An 18487-nucleotide genomic window follows, 5' to 3' on the forward strand; every position below is an offset into this window, starting at 1 on the left:
TTAGTCGCTTTTGATGAATAATGCAGATCAAAATGCTGTTTTGTTGGTTTTGTGTTAATTAGGTGTATTCTTTCTGTTTTTAATAGACGTGCGTAGCGATAGAAATAACCTTGTTGCTATTTTTATGGCTTATTAAGATGACGCGGAGGGATTACCGAAAATAAGTCTGAATACTTATTCAGATCATAAAACGATAGCCGATACCGGTTTCTGTTAATAAATGACGAGGGCGCGCGGGGTCGGCTTCAAGCTTCTGGCGAAGGTGCCCCATATAAATGCGTAAATAGTGACTATGTTCAACAGCATTCGGTCCCCAGACCTGGCTTAACAGCTGTCGCTGGGTCAACACTTTTCCATGGTTATTGAGCAGCACGGCCAGAAGACGAAATTCGATAGGCGTAAGGTGGATCTCTTCGTCTCCCCGCAGGATGCGGCGGGCGGCAAGATCGACCCGGATATCGCCAAAGGTATATACCGGATCGGAAGGCGCGGTGGCGCTGTGGCGACGCAATGCGACGCGAAGCCGCGCCTGCAGCTCGCCAATGCCAAACGGCTTAATCAGGTAATCATCCGCGCCGGCATCCAGCGCGGCGATTTTATCCGTCTCTTCGGTGCGGGCAGAGAGCACCAGAATCGGCATCAGGCTCCACTGACGCACCTCGCGAATAAAATCAATGCCGTCGCCATCCGGTAGCCCCAGGTCCAGGATAACCAGGTCCGGCTTGCGGGTCGCGGCTTCGATTAACCCACGTTGAAGCGTACCGGCTTCGTGAACGCGCAAACCGTCGCCTTCCAGCGCGGTGCGCAGAAATCGACTGATAGCGAGCTCATCTTCAACAATCAGAACGTTAATCACAAATCCTCTGGCAATTCATCAAGTTCTGGTGGGGTTTCAAGAGGAAGTGTAACACAAAAGCGGGCGCCACCTTCCGGACGGTTCTCGGCCGAAATGGTGCCGCCATGCACGTCGACGATGGCCTGGCAGATCGCCAGCCCCAGCCCAACGCCCGGAATAGCAGACTCCTTACTGCCGCGCGCGAATTTATCAAAAATGGCGTGTTCCTGGCCAGCGGGAATGCCCGGCCCGGTATCCCAGACTTCAAGCCGCAGCGCCTGCGCGTCCATCGCGGCAGTAATGCCAATCTGCGCCCTTGCTCCGGCATATTTCGCGGCATTTTCCAGCAGGTTGATCAGCACCCGCTCAAACAGAGGGCCATCAACGTGAATTAACGTCAGGGGATCCGGCATGTTCAGTTCAATATGGCGTCCGCCCAGCCCCGGCTCCAGCATCTTCAGCGCACTCCCGACGACCTCCTCAAGCGTGAGCCACTCCTTTTTGAGGTTAAACCCGCCGGACTGAATGCGCGCCATGTCCAGCAGGTTATTCACCAGACGCGTGGTATTCAGCACGTGCTGGCGAATTTCACTGGCCTGCATCGCATGCTTTGACCCTTCCGCCGCGAGATCCAGCGTGAGAATTTCGGACTGACCAAACAGCACGGTGAGCGGGGTGCGTAAATCGTGGGACAGCGCCGCCAGCAGCGAATTGCGAATGCTTTCGCGCTCGCTTGCCAGACGCGCCTGCTCTTCGCTGGCCGTGAGCGCCAGCCGCTCAAGGGCGCTGGCAACCAGCAGCGTGAAGGTTTCCAGCAGGCGTTGCTGCTCGGGGATCATCAGCTGGCGCAGGTTAGACGGCTCCACGATGACCAGCCCGTGATTTTTATCCGCGCTGCGCAGCGGCAGGATCTGGTAAGGCACGCCGGGCAGGGTGTCGGTCCCGGCACCGGCAGGTAACCCCTTATCGAAACTCCAGCGGGCAATGGCTTCATCCCACGGCGTCATGCCCGAGGAGGAGGTGAGGGGGCGAAGCTGCCCCTGCTCGTCGGGAAGCAAAATCAGGTTACCGGCATGAAACGTCGAGCGGATAAACTGCTCGCTGGTCTGGACGATATCCAGCGGCGTGCGGCCCACCGCCAGCGATTTTGACATCTCGTACAGATGGCGCGTGCGCTGCTCGCGGTAGCGGGCAATGCGGGCCTGGTAGCGTACTCCCGCCGTCAGATTCCCAATCACCAGCCCGACGGTAAGCATCACCGCAAAGGTCAGAATGTACTGCACGTCCGAGACGGCGAGCGTCCCGCGCGGGGCAATGAAGAACAGATCGAAGCTGACGACGTTGATCACCGTTGCCAGCACCGACGGCCAGCGACCGTAAAAGAGGGCCACCACCACTACGCCCAGGAGATAGATCATGACCAGGTTGGCGGCGTCGAAGGCGATCAGCCACTGGCTGGCGATTACCGTAATCAGGGCGCACAGCACCACGGCAACCAGGCAGCCGCGGATCTGGATCCGCCATTTATCGCCAAAGGTGCGCGCGTCCGGCGCACGGTTGGGCAGGGGAGCGGGCCTGTCGTCCAGCGCGACGATGACTAAATCAAGATCCGGCGCGCGGCGCGCCAGCCTGTCGGCAAAGGATTCACGGCTAAACCAGCGGCGGTGCTGGCGACGTCCGGTAACAATTTTGCCCAGATTGTGCTCACGCGCGTAGCGCACGATGGCTTTATCTTCCTGGGGATCGGAGAGGGTCGCCGTTTCCGCGCCCAGCTCCTGCGCCAGCCGCAGCGCGCTCAGGATGGCGCGGCGCTGATTTTCCGGCAGGGCGTGAAGCTGTGGCGTTTCGACATACACCGCATGCCACACGCTGCCAAACTTCGCCGCGAGACGAGCGGCGGTGCGGACCAGCTTTTCATTGCCGCTACTGTGGCCGATGCACAGCAGAATGGCGTCCCGCGTATGCCAGACGCGCTCCCGCCCCTGCAGATCGCGCCAGGCGCGCATCTGGTCATCAACGCGATCGGCAGTGCGGCGCAGGGCCAGCTCGCGCAGGGCAATCAGGTTGCCTTTGCGGAAAAAATGTTCAATGGCGCGTTCGGCCTGGCCGGCAATATATACCTTGCCCTCGTGCAGGCGCTGGCGCAGATCGTCCGGCGGCAGGTCAACCAGCACCACTTCATCGGCAGAATCGAAAAACGGATCGGGAACGGTCTCCCGCACCTGAATGCCCGTTACGCCGCTTACCACGTCGTTCAGGCTTTCCAGATGCTGAACGTTCACCGTGGTAAAAACGTCAATCCCGGCTTCAAGTAATTCCTCAACGTCCTGCCAGCGCTTCGGGTGACGGGAGCCTGGCGCGTTGCTGTGCGCCAGCTCGTCCATCAGAATCAGGGCGGGACGGCGGGCGAGGGCCGCGTCCAGATCGAACTCCGTCACCAGCCGCCCGCGGTGGCTGATGCGCCGGGGCGGCTGCGTGGCAAGCCCCGTCAGCAGCGCCGCGGTCTCTTTGCGACCGTGGGTTTCAACCACGCCGATGAGAATATCAAGCCCCTGCGCCCGCAGCCGCTGGGCTTCCGTCAGCATGGCGAAGGTTTTCCCGACGCCCGCGCAGGCGCCGAAGAAAATTTTCAGCTTGCCGCGATGGGCTTCAGCCGTCTGTTCAAGCAGCCTGTCCGGATCCGGGCGCATGGGCTCGTCGGTCATTTAGTTTTTCCTTAGCGCGTCCAGCGCCAGATTCAGCTCAACAATGTTCACTACCGGCATGCCGATGACGCTGACCAGCGGCTTTTGCGTGTGCTCTGCGACCAGCTGGCTCACCTGTTCGACGGGCAGCCGGCGGGCGGCGGCCACGCGCGGAATTTGCCAGGCCACCGCTTCCGGCGTCAGGCTGTAGTCCAGGCCGCTCGCGGAGGCGGTGACCAGCTCAACCGGCACCTCCCGGCTGGCCTGCGGGTTCGCGGCGCGCAGGGCGGCAACGCGTTCCGCTACCGCTTTATCCAGCGCGGGATTGCTGCCCGCCAGGTTACTGCCGCCGGACGCCATGGGATTATACGGGCTTTCCGCAGTGGCGGAAGGGCGTCCCTGGAAGTAGCGTGCCTCTGTGAAATTCTGTCCAATCAGGCGCGACCCCCGGTTTTCACCGTTCTGAATAATCAGCGAGCCGTTTGCCCGATCCTGAAACCACCACTGGCCCAGCGCGGTGGTCGCCAGCGGGTAAAGCCCGCCGGTAACCAGAGACAGCAGAATAAACAACAGTATAGCGGGACGTAACATCGTCATTTGATTCACCTTTTAAACCAGCCCGAACAGCGTTAACAGCACGTCGATAACCTTGATGCCGATAAAGGGCACCACCAGCCCGCCGAGACCGTAAACCCACAGGTTGCGGCGCAGCATGGCGGCGGCCGTCAGCGGCTTATAGCTCACCCCCTTCAGCGCCAGCGGGATCAGGAAGACAATAATCAGGGCGTTGAAGATCACCGCGCTCAGAATCGCCGAGGCCGGCGAGTGCAGGTGCATCACGTTCAGGGCATTCAGCTGCGGATAGGTGGCTGCAAAAGCCGCCGGGATGATGGCGAAATACTTCGCCACGTCGTTGGCGATACTGAACGTGGTCAGCGAGCCGCGCGTCATCAGCATCTGCTTCCCGATGTGCACCACCTCGATGAGCTTGGTCGGGTTCGAGTCAAGGTCGACCATGTTGCCCGCCTCTTTTGCCGCCTGGGTGCCGGAGTTCATCGCTACCGCCACGTCGGCCTGCGCCAGCGCCGGGGCATCGTTGGTGCCGTCGCCGGTCATCGCCACCAGACGGCCTTCCGCCTGATACTGGCGGATCAGGGCCAGCTTCGCTTCCGGCGTCGCCTCGGAGAGGAAATCATCCACCCCCGCTTCGGCGGCAATGGCGGCCGCGGTGAGACGGTTATCCCCGGTGATCATCACCGTTTTAATGCCCATCTTCCGCATCTGGGCAAAACGCTCTTTAATACCGCCCTTTACGATATCCTTCAGGGCGATCGCGCCGAGCACGCGGGAACCTTCCGCCACCACCAGCGGGGTTGCCCCCTGTCGCGCGATGCTTTCCACCAGCTTGTCGACTTCCGGTGGGAAATGGCCGTTATTCGCCTCAATGTGGCGGCGAATGGCATCAACGGACCCTTTGCGGATCATCCTGTCCTGAATGTTGATCCCGCTCATCCGGGTTTGCGCCGTGAACGGGACGAACGTGGCCTGCAGGCTCTGGACGTCGCGCTGGCGCAGGTTGAAGCGCTGCTTGGCCAGAACCACGATGCTACGACCTTCCGGCGTTTCATCGGCCAGAGACGAGAGCTGCGCCGCGTCGGCCAGCGTTTTTTCATCCACGCCGGGAGCCGGTAAAAATTCGGATGCCTGACGGTTGCCGAGGGTGATGGTGCCGGTTTTATCCAGCAGCAGCACGTCAACGTCACCCGCCGCCTCAACGGCGCGTCCGCTGGTGGCGATAACGTTCGCGCCCAGCATGCGGCTCATCCCCGCCACGCCAATCGCCGAAAGCAGGCCGCCGATGGTGGTGGGGATCAGGCACACCAGCAGGGCGACCAGCACGGTGATGCTGACCGCCGTGCCGCCGTAGGCGGAGAAGGGCCACAGGGTTGCCGTTGCCAGCAGGAAGACGATGGTGAGCGCCACCAGCAGGATGGTCAGGGCGATCTCGTTCGGCGTTTTACGGCGCTGCGCCCCTTCCACCATGGCGATCATTCTGTCGAGGAAAGTTTCGCCCGGGTTGACGCTGCACCGGATCACCAGCCAGTCGGAAAGGATGCGCGTTCCGCCGGTGACGGAAGCGAAATCTCCACCCGATTCACGTATAACCGGCGCGGATTCCCCGGTAATGGCGCTTTCGTCAACCGATGCGCCCCCTTCAATCACCTCCCCGTCGCAGGGGATGATGTCGCCCGCTTCGACCAGCACCACATCCCCCTTGCGCAGCTCGTCTGCCGGGACGCGATCCATCTGCGCGCCGTATTTCGGTTCGCGTAATTTGCGCGCGAAAGCGGTTTTTTTAACCCCTTTCAGGCTGTTGGCCTGCGCCTTACTGCGGCCTTCCGCCAGCGCTTCGGCGAAGTTGGCGAACAGCACGGTAAACCACAGCCACAGGCTGATGGCGGCGGTGAAGGTGGTATTCCCCGACAGTTGACCCGTTCCCATGGCAATCGCCAGCGCGGTGGTGAGTAAACTTCCTATCCAGACGATAAACATCACCGGGTTGTGCCACTGCACGCGCGGGCTCAGTTTTTTCACCGCATCCATGAGGGCCTGACGAACTAACGTCGGTTCGAGCAGGGCCAGTTGTTTACGACTCATGACAAATTCTCCGCAAAATCAGCGTAAAGAGAGAGTTTCCGCGACCGGGCCTAACGCGAGGGCGGGGATAAAGGTCAGGGCACCCACCAGCAGGACGGTACCCACCAGCAGACCGACAAACAGCGCGCCGTGAGTCGGTAACGTACCGGTAGTGGTCGGCTGAATTTTTTTATTCACCAGCGCTCCGGCGATCGCCATGACGGGAACGATCACGCCGAAACGCCCCACGAACATGCAGAACGCCAGCAGACAGTTCCAGAATGGCGAGTTGGCGCTCAATCCTGCAAAGGCGCTGCCGTTGTTGTTGGCCGCAGACGATACGGCGTAAAGCACTTCGCTAAAGCCGTGGATGCCGGGGTTGAAGATGCCGCTGCGGCCTGCTTCGGTCATCAGCGCCAGCGCGGTGCCGAGCAGCACGAGGGCAGGGGTAACCAGGATCGCCAGCGCGGTTAATTTCATCTCGCGCACGTCGATTTTTTTACCGAGATACTCAGGCGTGCGGCCAATCATCAGCCCGGCGATAAACACCGCCAGCAGAACGAACAGCAGCATGCCGTACAGACCCGAGCCGACCCCACCGAAGACCACTTCGCCGATCTGCATCAGCCACATTGGGATCATGCCGCCGAGCGCGGTGAAAGAGTCGTGCATGGCGTTCACCGCCCCGCAGGAGGCCGCCGTGGTGACTACCGCATAGAGGCTGCTGGCAAGAATGCCGAAGCGGCTCTCTTTACCTTCCATGTTGATATTGCTGCTGGCCCCGAGCTGCATAAAGTGGCTGTTGCCGTGCCATTCGGCCCACATCACCAGCGCGACGCACACCACGAAGATCGACGACATGGCCCACAGCAGCGTGCGTCCCTGCCGGCGATCGTTAACCACATCGCCAAAGGCGAAGCAGAGCGCGGCGGGGATCAGAAAGATCGCCAGCATCTGGACCAGGTTGGTGAGCGCCGTTGGGTTTTCAAACGGATGGGCTGAGTTGGCGTTGAAGAAGCCGCCGCCGTTGGTGCCCAGCATCTTTATCGCTTCCTGCGACGCCACCGGCCCCATCGGCAGGAGGCCACTGGCGCCTTCAAGCGAGGTGTAAGGGGTATAAGGCAGCAGGTTTTGCAGGCTGCCCTGCTGAATAAAGAACAGGGCAATAACCAGCGCCACGGGAACCAGGATCCAGAGGGTGATACGCGTTATATCAACCCAGGCGTTGCCCAGCGTGCCCACATTCTGACGGGCGAAGGCGCGCGTCAGGGCAAAAATAACCGCGATACCGCTGGCCGCAGAGAGAAAGTTTTGCACGGTTAATCCGGCCATCTGGCTGAAATAGCTGAGCGTGGTTTCACCGGCATAGGATTGCCAGTTGGTGTTAGTAACGAAGCTGACCGCGGTGTTTAGCGCCAGATGCCAGGATAAGCCGGGTAGCCGCTGCGGGTTAAGCGGCAGGCTGCCCTGAAGCATCAGCATGGCGAATAGGACGACCAGACCCACGATATTCAGAAGCACTATCGCCGTCAGGTATTGCCGCCAGTTCATTTCCCGGTCGCTGACGCCCAGCACGCGCCATAACCCGTTTTCGACGTGGCCCGTGCCCGGCAGGGGCACGTTGTTGATCAGCCGCGCCAGCGCCGTTCCCAGCGGCCTGGCAAGGACAAACAGCACCAGTAAAAAGCCCGCAATAAGCAAAAACGCCTGAGCAGCCATCAGAACGCCTCCGCATTAATCAGGGCATAAACCAGATAACCCAATAACAGGAACACCAGCACAATGCCGGCAATCAGACCTGCACTCACAACCCACCTCCGGGTGACATTTGTATTGGTGCTAACGGTAGGGTTTACGGCGCAAAGATTTCGCAAAAATCCGCGGGGCGGGTGTAAAAAAAGTATAAAAACGAAAAGACCATGATTTAACTATTGATAAGTAAGTCGTTAACTTTTTTGTAACTTAATTACGGCGTGAATGTAAATATTCACTAAATGGATGAAATTGAGTGGTCGGATGAGTAGTAAAATTACAAACAAAGCGGTATTATTTTATCCAGGTCACAGATTTCACATTTTCCGGAGAACGTTTCCGGCCAACTACAGGGGAGAAAAATATGGATCTTTATAAAGAGTTTCCGGCTCATATCATTTTCATGCGTCGCACTTTCGCCGTAGTGGCTGGCGTGCTGGCCCTGCCGGTGATGCTGTTCTGGAAAGATCGCGCACGTTTTTACAGCTATCTGCACCGCGTCTGGGCAAAAACCAGCGAGAAACCGGTATGGATGGATCAGGCCGAGAAGGCAACCTGCGACTTCTACTGATACGTAGCCATAAAAAATTGCAAAAAGTATTAACGCAGGACAAGTAGCGTTAAGGCCGCCTCGGGCGGCCTTTTTTATTTCATCCCGTCTACACTTCATGGCAAAGTAGTTCAATGCGTGCCTTTTTCCTTTTACGGCATGCCCTTACGGACATAATGGACAATTGCCTGGAGTTTTATGCCCACCCATCTGGTTTGGTTTCGCGCGGATTTACGCATTCACGACAACATCGCTCTCGCGGCCGCCTGCCGCGCCAGGGACGCTAAGGTGCTGGCCCTGTTTATCGCCACCCCTGAACAGTGGCGGCAGCACGATATGGCGCCCCGGCAGGCGGCTTTACTCAACGCGTACCTGAACGATGTGCAGCGTTCGCTGGCCGAAAAAGGCATTCCGCTGATCTACAAAGAGGTGAACGATTTTGCCGGGCAGCTTCAGACGCTGCAGGCCATCTGCAGGCAGCACGCGGTAACGCATCTTTTTTACAACTACCAGTACGAATTTAACGAGCAGCAGCGCGACCGACAGCTGGAAAAAAACCTTGCGGGCGTTGTCTGTGAAGGATTCGATGACAGCGTGATGCTCGCGCCGGGCAGCGTAATGACCGGCAATCACGAGATGTATAAAGTTTTCACGCCGTTTAAAAATGCCTTTATCAAACGCCTGAAGGAAGGGCTGCCCGAGTGCGTGCCCGCGCCTGCCGGGCGAGGAGAAACGATAGCGGATCCGGCGGAAATCAGCCTGAATTACCCCCGCCAGACGTTCGATGAAGCGTTATTTCCCGCCAGCGAGAAAGCGGCTATTGCCCAGCTGCGCCACTTCTGCAAACAGGGCGCGGCTGAATACGAGGCGCGGCGGGATTTTCCGGCGATTGAAGGCACCAGCCGCCTGTCGGCCTGTTTAGCGCTGGGCGCGCTCTCTCCGCGCCAGTGCTTGCATCGGCTGCTGGCGGAACAGCCCCGGGCGCTGGACGGTGGCGCGGGCGCAGTATGGCTGAACGAGCTGATCTGGCGCGAGTTTTATCGCCACCTGATGACGTATCATCCTGAGTTATGTAAACATCGTCCCTTCATTCGTTGGACCGATAACGTAAAGTGGCAGTCCAACGAAAAGCTGCTGAAGGCGTGGCAGAGCGGACGCACCGGCTATCCGATTGTTGATGCAGCTATGCGGCAGATGAATGAAACCGGGTGGATGCATAACCGTCTGCGCATGATAACCGCCAGCTTCCTGGTGAAGGATCTGCTTATCGACTGGCGAATCGGAGAGCGCTATTTTATTTCTCAGCTCATCGATGGCGATCTGGCGGCGAATAACGGCGGCTGGCAGTGGGCGGCCTCCACCGGAACGGACGCGGCTCCTTATTTCCGGATCTTTAACCCGACCACGCAGGGACAGCGATTTGATGCTGACGGCGCGTTTATCCGCCGCTGGCTGCCTGAGCTGAAGGATGTCCCCGCCAAAGCCATTCATGACCCCTGGACATGGGCGGATAAACAGCGGGTTACCCTGGATTATCCCCGTCCCGTTGTCGACCATAAACAGGCACGCGTCGCCACGCTGGCGGCGTACGAAGCCGCCCGAAAAGCTTGAGAGAGTGATGATGAAAAACAGTGAACTGGAACGCCTGATTAACGAAAAACTGAACGCCGCCTCCTTTAGCGACTACGGCCCGAACGGGATGCAGGTGGAAGGTCGCGAAACGGTGCAGAAAATCATCACCGGCGTGACGGCAAGCCAGGCGCTGCTGGACGAGGCGGTGTGTCAGGAAGCCGACGCGGTGATAGTCCATCATGGCTATTTCTGGAAAAACGAATCGCCCGTGATTCGCGGCATGAAGCGCAACCGCCTCAAAACGCTGCTGGCGAACGACATCAACCTGTACGGTTACCATCTGCCGCTGGATGCGCACCCTGAACTGGGCAATAACGTCCAGCTGGCGCAGCTGCTGGGCATTACGGTCATGGGCGAAATTGAGCCGCTGGTTCCGTGGGGCGAGCTGTCAATGCCGGTACCGGGGCTGGAGCTGGCCTCATGGATCGAAGCGCGCCTGGGGCGTCGTCCGCTGTGGTGCGGCGATACCGGGCCGGATACCGTGAAGCGCGTGGCCTGGTGCACCGGCGGCGGTCAGGGCTTTATTGATAGCGCGGCGCGATTCGGCGTCGACGCCTTCATTACCGGCGAGGTTTCCGAGCAGACTATTCATTCTGCGCGTGAACAGGGTCTGCACTTTTACGCGGCAGGCCATCACGCCACCGAGCGCGGCGGCATCCGCGCCCTCAGCGAGTGGCTGACGGAAAATACCGATCTGGATGTGACCTTTATTGATATCCCTAATCCGGCCTGATGAGAGGTAGTTAAGTGCAGCGAGCGCGTTGTTATCTTCTGGGTGAAACCGCGGTAGTTCTGGAGCTTGAGCCTCCGGTAACGCTTGCCACGCAAAAGCGTATCTGGCGGCTGGCTCAGCGTCTGCCCGATCTGCCCGGCGTGGTTGAAGCTATTCCGGGCATGAATAATATCACCGTGGTGCTGCGTAATCCGCACGCGGGGGCACTGGATGCGATTGAGCGTCTGCAGCGCTGGTGGGAGGAGAGCGAGGCGCTGGAGCCGGAGTCGAGGACGATTGAGATCCCGGTCGTCTATGGCGGCAAGGGCGGCCCCGACCTGGGCGTGGTGGCTGAACACTGTGGGCTTACGGAAAAGCAGGTTGTGGAGCTGCATAGCGCCGTCGATTATGTCGTCTGGTTTTTGGGTTTTCAGCCGGGCTTTCCGTATCTTGGCGGGCTGTCACCTCAGCTGCATACCCCGCGCCGCGCGGAGCCGCGCCTGAGCGTACCGGCGGGCACGGTGGCGATTGGCGGTGAACAGACGGGAATTTATCCGCTCGCCTCGCCGGGAGGCTGGCGGCTTATCGGGCACACGTCCACGCCGTTATTTGAACCCGGCCAGGACGCGCCAATACTTCTGCGTCCGGGTGACACCCTGCGCTTTATCCCGCAGAAGGAGGGAGTATGTTAACGCTTATTCGCGCCGGGCTTTACACCTCCGTTCAGGATGCCGGGCGCTTTGGCCTGCGTCAGTCGGGCGTGAGCTACTGCGGTGCGCTTGACCGCCCGTCGCTTGAGATTGCCAACCTGCTGGTAGGCAACGCCGGCAGCACGGCGGCGTTAGAAATTACGCTGGGCCAGTGCGTGATTGAGTTTGGTCAGGAAACCTGGTTTGCCTTAACCGGTGCGGGCTGTGACGCGACGCTGGACGGCAAAGCGGTGTGGACCGGCTGGCGGCTGCGGGCGAAGGCCGGGCAGCGTTTGACGCTTAAACGCCCTCTGCACGGCGTGCGCAGCTACCTTGCGGTGGCGGGAGGCATCGACGTGCCTGAGGTGCTGGGCTCAGCCAGTACCGACCAGAAAGCGGGAATGGGCGGACATGAAGGACGGCTGCTGCGCGACGGCGATCGCCTGGCGATTAAGCCATCAGCGCGCCATTTCACCACCACGCAGGGCGTGAAGCAGCTGCTGTGGGGGAACCTGATCCGCGCCCTGCCGGGGCCGGAATATCATGAGTTCGATGAGGCCTCAAAAGAGTCTTTCTGGCGCTCGCCGTGGAAGATCAGCCCGCAGAGTAACCGCATGGGGTATCGCCTTCAGGGGCAGCCGTTAACCCGCACGACCGATCGGGAGCTGCTTTCCCACGGGCTGTTGCCGGGCGTGATCCAGGTGCCGGGCAACGGTCAGCCTATTGTGCTGATGAACGACGCGCAAACCACCGGCGGTTATCCGCGCATTGCCTGCATCATCGAAGCGGATCGCTACCATCTGGCGCAAATTCCTCTCGGCCAGCCGATTCATTTTGTGCAGTGTTCGCTGGAGGAGGCGCTCAAGGCGCGACAGGATCGGCAGCGTTATCTCGAACAGCTGGCGTGGAGGCTCGATGGTAAAGATTGACCTGAACGCCGACCTGGGGGAGGGCAGCAGCGCCGATGCGGCGCTGATGACGCTGGTCTCCTCGGTCAACATCGCCTGCGGTTTTCATGCGGGGGACGCGCAGACCATGCTGGAGAGCGTGCGTACCGCCGTTAAAAACGGCGTCGCGATTGGGGCTCACCCCAGCTTTCCCGACCGGGAAAACTTTGGCCGTACGGCGATGGATCTGCCGCCTGAGACGGTGTACGCGCAAATGCTCTATCAGACCGGTGCGCTGGACGCGATTGTGCGCGCGGAGAAGGGCGTGATGCGCCACGTGAAACCGCACGGCATGCTCTATAACCAGGCGGCGAAGGAGCCGGCGCTGGCGGACGCCATAGCCCGCGCGGTGCGGGACTACAATCCGCAGCTGATTCTGGTGGGCCTGGCGGGCAGCGAACTGATCCGCGCCGGCGCGCGTCTGGGGTTAACCACCCGGCAGGAAGTATTTGCCGACCGGGGATACCAGCCGGATGGCAGCCTGGTGCCGCGTACGCAGGCCGGCGCGCTGATTACCGACGAAGATAAGGCCCTGGCGCAGACCCTGGAGATGGTGCGCGCCGGGCGGGTCATCGCCGTAGATGGCACTGCGGCAAACGTTCAGGCCGATACGGTGTGTTTACACGGCGACGGCGAGCATGCGCTCCGGTTTGCGCGACGCCTGCGGGCGGCGTTCTCGGAAGAGGGCATTCTCGTCAGCGCAGAATAATTATGTAAGGACAATACTATGCCAGAAGGTCCGGAGATCCGCCGCGCGGCGGATAGCCTGGAGGCGGCGATAAAGGGCAAAACCCTGACAAAAGCCTGGTTTGCCTTTCCTCAACTGAAGCCGTACGAATCACAGCTGGTGGGGCAGACGGTGACCCATATTGAAACGCGCGGCAAAGCGTTGCTGACCCACTTTTCCCATAACCTGACGTTATACAGCCACAATCAGCTTTACGGCGTCTGGCGCGTGGTGGAGGCAGACGAGCAGCCGCAAACCACCCGCGTGCTGCGCGTCAGGCTGCAAACGGCGGATAAAGCAATCCTGCTTTACAGCGCGTCGGATATCGAAATGTTAACGCCGGAGCAGCTGCTGACGCACCCGTTCCTGCAGCGGGTCGGGCCGGACGTGCTGGACATGCGCCTGACGGCGAGCGACGTTAAAGCCCGGCTGTTGTCCCCTAAGTTCCGCAACCGGCAATTTTCCGGGCTGCTGCTCGACCAGGCGTTCCTGGCCGGGTTAGGCAACTATCTGCGGGTGGAAATCCTCTGGAGCGTGGGGCTGGCGCCGCAGCGCAAAGCCTGTCAGCTGAGCGATGAACAGCTGGACGCGCTGTCCCACGCGCTGCTTGATATTCCGCGCTTATCCTACAGCACGCGCGGCGTGGTGGATGAGAACAGGCATCACGGAGCGCTGTTCCGCTTTAAGGTGTTTCATCGGGCGGGAAAAAAATGCGAAAGGTGCGGCGGGATTATCGACAGGATGATGCTCTCTTCAAGACCCTTTTACTGGTGCCCGCACTGCCAGAGATAAAAGTAAAACGGTAACCCGTAGGTTACCGTTTTTAATGTTTTCACCCTCACCCTGTGGGAGAGGGCCTTACCCAGCTTCTGTTAGCGCTTAATATCAGACTTGAAGTCGCGCTGCTCGTAGCCGGTATACAGCTGACGAGGACGGGCGATTTTCATGCCTTCGCTGTGCATTTCGTTCCAGTGCGCAATCCAGCCTACGGTACGTGCCATAGCGAAGATCACGGTGAACATGGAGGACGGAATGCCCATCGCTTTCAGGATGATACCGGAGTAGAAATCGACGTTCGGGTAGAGTTTCTTCTCGATGAAGTACGGGTCGTTCAGCGCGATGTGCTCCAGCTCCATCGCCACTTCCAGCAGGTCATCTTTGGTGCCCAGCTCTTTCAGCACTTCGTGGCAGGTCTCGCGCATGACGGTTGCGCGAGGGTCGTAGTTTTTGTAAACGCGGTGACCAAAGCCCATCAGGCGGAAGGAGTCATTCTTGTCTTTCGCGCGACGCACGAATTCCGGAATGTGCTCAACGGAGCTGATCTCTTCCAGCATCTTCAGCGCCGCTTCGTTCGCGCCGCCGTGCGCCGGTCCCCACAGGGAGGCGATACCCGCCGCAATACAGGCGAACGGGTTCGCGCCTGAAGAGCCAGCGGTACGGACGGTAGAAGTGGACGCGTTCTGTTCGTGGTCAGCGTGCAGGATCAGAATACGGTCCATTGCGCGTTCCAGCACCGGATTCACTTCGTACTCTTCGCACGGCGTGGAGAACATCATGCGCAGGAAGTTACCGGCGTAGGAGAGGTCGTTGCGCGGATAAACAAACGGCTGGCCGATGGAGTATTTGTAGCACATCGCCGCCATGGTAGGCATTTTGGACAGCAGACGGAACGCCGCGATATCACGATGACGCGGGTTATTCACGTCCAGAGAATCGTGGTAGAACGCCGCCAGCGCACCGGTAATACCGCACATGACCGCCATCGGGTGAGAGTCACGACGAAACGCATGGAACAGACGGGTAATCTGCTCATGGATCATGGTGTGACGGGTCACGGTGGTTTTGAATTCATCGTATTCAGCCTGGGTCGGTTTTTCGCCGTTCAGCAGGATGTAGCACACTTCCAGATAGTTGGATTCGGTGGCTAACTGATCGATGGGGAAGCCGCGATGGAGCAGGATACCTTCGTCACCGTCAATGTAGGTGATTTTGGATTCGCAAGATGCGGTGGAGGTGAATCCAGGGTCAAAGGTGAATACCCCTTTAGAACCCAGCGTACGGATATCAATAACATCCTGACCGAGCGTGCCTTTTAGCACATCCAGTTCAATAGCATCATCACCATTTAGGGTGAGTTTTGCCTTTGTATCAGCCATTTACGGTCTCCTTAGCGCCTTATGCTTAAGACTGCTTTTCACCGGATTTGCATTCAGCTGTTAATCACCGTTACCAGATTGTTATTTGGCTTACCGCTCAGCTCACGAGGAGAAACCAGGGTACAGAGCTATGGCGCCTTGCAGGTAAACGAATGAAATATCAGTGAAACAACAGCAAATCAGCGTTTTTGCAGTCCGAATTATTCAAACCTGTATATCACTAATAACTGTCCTGATAACTTCGGTCAATACCGTCACACTGTTACATAACTATTTGTCAGGTGAAAGTAAGACCTCATAACTTTTGCGCATTATATGCCTTTTCTAATGACGTTTGTAACAATATTGTTTAACATTTGTCAAATCAGATGATTAAAAATTAAAAAGATGTTGTTATCGTGACCCCGATCACTGTTCCAGAGAAAACCCAACAAACTGTATGTAGGTTAATTGTAATGATTTTGTGAACGGCCTATACTGCCGCCAGGTCTCCGGAACACCCTGCAATCCCGAGCCACCCAGCGTTGTAACGTGTCGTTTTAGCATTTGGAAGCAATGTTTTGCATGACGCGCAGTTATAGAAAAGGAACGCTGTCTGACCCGCATCGCAGTCCGGAGGAAGGAAACAATAAGAACAGCATGTGGGCGTTATTCATGATAAGAAATGTGAAAAAACAAAGACCTGTCAATCTGGATCTCAAAACGATCCGATTCCCTGTAACAGCAATAGCGTCCATTCTGCACCGTGTTTCAGGTGTGATTACGTTTGTGGCGGTCGGTATTTTGCTGTGGTTACTGGGAACCAGCCTCTCATCCCCTGAAGGATTCCTCCAGGCCTCAGCCATCATGAACAGCTTCTTCGTGAAATTCATCATGTGGGGCATTCTCACCGCGCTGGCCTATCACGTTGTTGGCGGCGTTCGCCATATGCTGATGGACTTTGGCTATCTGGAAGAGACGTTCGAGGCCGGAAAACGTACCGCTAACATTTCATTTGTGATCACTGTCGTGCTTTCACTTCTCGCAGGAGTTCTCGTATGGTAAGCAACGCCTCCGCATTAGGACGCAACGGCGTACATGACTTCATTCTGGTCCGCGCTACCGCGATCGTCCTCACGCTTTACATCATCTATATGATCGGTTTCTTAGCGACCAGCGGGACGCTGACGTGGGAAATCTGGAGTGGTTTCTTCGGATCGGCCTTCACCAAAGTGTTCACCCTGCTGGCGCTGTTCTCCATCCTTATTCATGCCTGGATTGGCATGTGGCAGGTGTTGACCGATTACGTTAAACCGCTGGCGATTCGCCTTCCGCTTCAGCTTGTTATTGTTGTTGCTCTGGTGGTTTACGTCATTTATGGATTTGTTGTGGTGTGGGGTGTGTAATGAAACTGCCAGTCAGAGAATTTGATGCTGTTGTGATTGGTGCGGGTGGCGCAGGTATGCGCGCCGCACTGCAAATTTCCCAGAGCGGCCAGACCTGTGCGCTGCTTTCAAAAGTTTTCCCGACCCGTTCCCACACTGTGTCCGCGCAGGGCGGTATCACCGTTGCGCTGGGTAACTCCCATGAAGATAACTGGGAATGGCACATGTACGATACGGTAAAAGGTTCCGATTACATCGGCGACCAGGATGCCATCGAATACATGTGTAAAACCGGCCCGGAAGCGATTCTGGAGCTGGACCATATGGGCCTGCCGTTCTCCCGCCTGGAAAACGGCACTATCTATCAGCGTCCGTTTGGCGGCCAGTCGAAAAACTTCGGCGGCGAGCAGGCGGCACGCACCGCGGCGGCGGCTGACCGTACCGGTCACGCGCTGCTGCACACGCTGTATCAGCAGAACCTGAAAAACCACACCACCATCTTCTCCGAGTGGTATGCGCTGGATCTGGTGAAAAACGCCGATGGAGCAGTGGTGGGCTGTACCGCACTGTGCATTGAAACCGGCGAGGTAGTCTACTTCAAAGCCCGCGCAACCGTACTGGCGACCGGCGGCGCGGGCCGTATTTACCAGTCCACCACCAACGCCCACATCAACACCGGTGACGGCGTGGGTATGGCAATCCGCGCCGGCGTGCCGGTGCAGGATATGGAGATGTGGCAGTTCCACCCAACCGGTATCGCCGGTGCGGGCGTGCTGGTCACGGAAGGCTGCCGCGGTGAAGGCGGCTACCTGCTGAACAAACACGGCGAGCGCTTCATGGAGCGTTATGCCCCGAACGCGAAAGACCTGGCGGGTCGCGACGTGGTGGCGCGTTCCATCATGATCGAAATCCGCGAAGGCCGCGGCTGCGATGGCCCATGGGGTCCGCACGCGAAGCTGAAGCTCGACCACTTAGGTAAAGAGGTGCTGGAATCCCGCCTGCCGGGCATTCTGGAGCTGTCCCGTACCTTCGCCCACGTCGACCCGGTAAAAGAGCCGATTCCGGTTATCCCAACCTGCCACTACATGATGGGCGGTATTCCGACCAAAGTGACCGGTCAGGCGCTGACCGTGAACGAGCAGGGCGAAGACGTGGTCATCCCCGGCCTGTTCGCGGTAGGTGAAATTGCCTGCGTATCCGTTCACGGTGCAAACCGTCTGGGCGGCAACTCCCTGCTGGACCTGGTGGTGTTTGGCCGTGCGGTGGGTCTGCATCTTCAGGAATCCATCGCCGAGCAGGGCGCGCTGCGTGATGCGACCGACGACGAAATTGATGCCTCTCTTGAGCGCCTCAACCGCTGGAACGGCAACCGTAACGGCGAAGATCCGGTGGAAATTCGTAAAGCGCTGCAGGAATGCATGCAGCACAACTTCTCGGTATTCCGTGAAGGTGACGCCATGGCTAAAGGCCTGGAGCAGCTGAAAGCGATCCGCGAGCGTCTGAAAAATGCCCGTCTGGACGACACTTCCAGCGAGTTCAACACCCAGCGCGTTGAGTGCCTGGAGCTGGATAACCTGATGGAAACCGCGTTCGCGACCGCGATGTCGGCTAACTTCCGTACCGAAAGCCGCGGCGCGCATAGCCGCTTCGACTTCCCGGATCGTGATGACGAAAACTGGCTGTGCCATTCCCTGTATCTGCCAGAGTCGGAATCCATGACGCGTCGTAGCGTCAACATGGAACCGAAACTGCGTCCGGCGTTCCCGCCGAAGATTCGTACTTACTAATGCGGAGACAGGATA

General features: G+C 58.5%; 17 protein-coding genes. 10 read left to right on the forward strand and 7 right to left on the reverse strand.

Going from position 1 to position 18487, the window contains the following annotated elements; translation table 11 throughout:
• Positions 1–178: 178 nt before the first annotated feature.
• From kdpE to kdpF, 6 genes are read right to left on the reverse strand one after another with little or no spacing between them, the layout of a single operon-like run.
• Positions 179–856: a two-component system response regulator KdpE gene (gene kdpE, locus OWK27_RS04480; protein WP_267589910.1), complete on the reverse strand. Its 678-nt coding sequence runs from the start codon at positions 854–856 to the stop codon at positions 179–181.
• Entirely contained in the window at positions 853–3540 is a 2688-nt protein-coding gene (kdpD, locus tag OWK27_RS04485) for a two-component system sensor histidine kinase KdpD (protein WP_267589911.1), read from the reverse strand. Before kdpD ends, kdpE begins: the two co-directional genes overlap by 4 nt.
• Positions 3541–4116, reverse strand: coding sequence for a potassium-transporting ATPase subunit KdpC (gene kdpC, locus OWK27_RS04490; RefSeq protein ID WP_148420819.1), 576 nt, complete (start codon positions 4114–4116; stop codon positions 3541–3543).
• A gap of 12 nt (positions 4117–4128) precedes the next feature.
• On the reverse strand, positions 4129–6177 hold the full coding sequence (gene kdpB, locus OWK27_RS04495) for a potassium-transporting ATPase subunit KdpB (RefSeq protein WP_267589912.1): 2049 nt from the start codon (positions 6175–6177) through the stop codon (positions 4129–4131).
• 18 nt (positions 6178–6195) lie between these two features.
• Complete coding sequence (gene kdpA, locus OWK27_RS04500) at positions 6196–7875, reverse strand: potassium-transporting ATPase subunit KdpA (protein WP_267589913.1); 1680 nt, start codon at positions 7873–7875, stop codon at positions 6196–6198.
• The gene (kdpF, locus tag OWK27_RS04505; protein WP_014069365.1) at positions 7875–7964 is read right to left on the reverse strand and encodes a K(+)-transporting ATPase subunit F; all 90 of its coding nucleotides are present in this window, start codon (positions 7962–7964) and stop codon (positions 7875–7877) included. The genes kdpA and kdpF overlap by 1 nt, the downstream gene beginning before the upstream one ends.
• Before the next feature lie 308 nt (positions 7965–8272).
• Here kdpF and OWK27_RS04510 point away from each other — a divergent pair, with 308 nt between their 5' ends.
• The 7 genes from OWK27_RS04510 (at position 8273) to nei (ending at position 13957) form a co-directional block, all read left to right on the forward strand.
• On the forward strand, positions 8273–8479 hold the full coding sequence (locus OWK27_RS04510) for a YbfA family protein (protein ID WP_003858637.1): 207 nt from the start codon (positions 8273–8275) through the stop codon (positions 8477–8479).
• Positions 8480–8656: 177 nt separating this feature from the next.
• The gene (phrB, locus tag OWK27_RS04515) at positions 8657–10069 is read left to right on the forward strand and encodes a deoxyribodipyrimidine photo-lyase (protein WP_267589914.1); all 1413 of its coding nucleotides are present in this window, start codon (positions 8657–8659) and stop codon (positions 10067–10069) included.
• Positions 10070–10079: 10 nt separating this feature from the next.
• Positions 10080–10823 (forward strand): type 2 GTP cyclohydrolase I, encoded by a 744-nt coding sequence (locus tag OWK27_RS04520; RefSeq protein ID WP_267589943.1) that lies wholly within the window; start codon positions 10080–10082, stop codon positions 10821–10823.
• 14 nt (positions 10824–10837) lie between these two features.
• Positions 10838–11494, forward strand: coding sequence for a 5-oxoprolinase subunit PxpB (pxpB, locus tag OWK27_RS04525; RefSeq protein WP_267589915.1), 657 nt, complete (start codon positions 10838–10840; stop codon positions 11492–11494).
• Positions 11488–12420, forward strand: coding sequence for a 5-oxoprolinase subunit PxpC (gene pxpC / locus OWK27_RS04530; protein ID WP_148420814.1), 933 nt, complete (start codon positions 11488–11490; stop codon positions 12418–12420). The genes pxpB and pxpC overlap by 7 nt, the downstream gene beginning before the upstream one ends.
• Complete coding sequence (gene pxpA, locus OWK27_RS04535; RefSeq protein WP_267589916.1) at positions 12407–13147, forward strand: 5-oxoprolinase subunit PxpA; 741 nt, start codon at positions 12407–12409, stop codon at positions 13145–13147. The genes pxpC and pxpA overlap by 14 nt, the downstream gene beginning before the upstream one ends.
• 18 nt (positions 13148–13165) lie before the next feature.
• Positions 13166–13957 carry an endonuclease VIII gene (gene nei / locus OWK27_RS04540; RefSeq protein ID WP_267589917.1) on the forward strand — a complete coding sequence of 264 codons (792 nt, stop codon included), beginning with the start codon at positions 13166–13168 and terminating at the stop codon, positions 13955–13957.
• Between the two features lie 80 nt (positions 13958–14037).
• Here nei and OWK27_RS04545 read toward each other — a convergent pair whose 3' ends face one another.
• Positions 14038–15321 carry a citrate synthase gene (locus OWK27_RS04545; protein ID WP_176610874.1) on the reverse strand — a complete coding sequence of 428 codons (1284 nt, stop codon included), beginning with the start codon at positions 15319–15321 and terminating at the stop codon, positions 14038–14040.
• Between the two features lie 639 nt (positions 15322–15960).
• Between OWK27_RS04545 and sdhC the strand changes: the two genes are divergently transcribed.
• From sdhC to sdhA, 3 genes are read left to right on the forward strand one after another with little or no spacing between them, the layout of a single operon-like run.
• Positions 15961–16365 (forward strand): succinate dehydrogenase cytochrome b556 subunit, encoded by a 405-nt coding sequence (gene sdhC, locus OWK27_RS04550; protein WP_026080740.1) that lies wholly within the window; start codon positions 15961–15963, stop codon positions 16363–16365.
• A complete protein-coding gene (sdhD, locus tag OWK27_RS04555) occupies positions 16359–16706 on the forward strand; it encodes a succinate dehydrogenase membrane anchor subunit (protein WP_267589918.1) in 348 nt (115 codons plus the stop codon). Before sdhC ends, sdhD begins: the two co-directional genes overlap by 7 nt.
• On the forward strand, positions 16706–18472 hold the full coding sequence (gene sdhA / locus OWK27_RS04560) for a succinate dehydrogenase flavoprotein subunit (protein ID WP_014883036.1): 1767 nt from the start codon (positions 16706–16708) through the stop codon (positions 18470–18472). Before sdhD ends, sdhA begins: the two co-directional genes overlap by 1 nt.
• The last annotated feature ends 15 nt before the right edge of the window (positions 18473–18487 follow it).

Source organism: Enterobacter cloacae complex sp. 2022EL-00788 (assembly GCF_026627565.1).
In the GTDB taxonomy this organism is placed as follows: domain Bacteria; phylum Pseudomonadota; class Gammaproteobacteria; order Enterobacterales; family Enterobacteriaceae; genus Enterobacter; species Enterobacter pasteurii.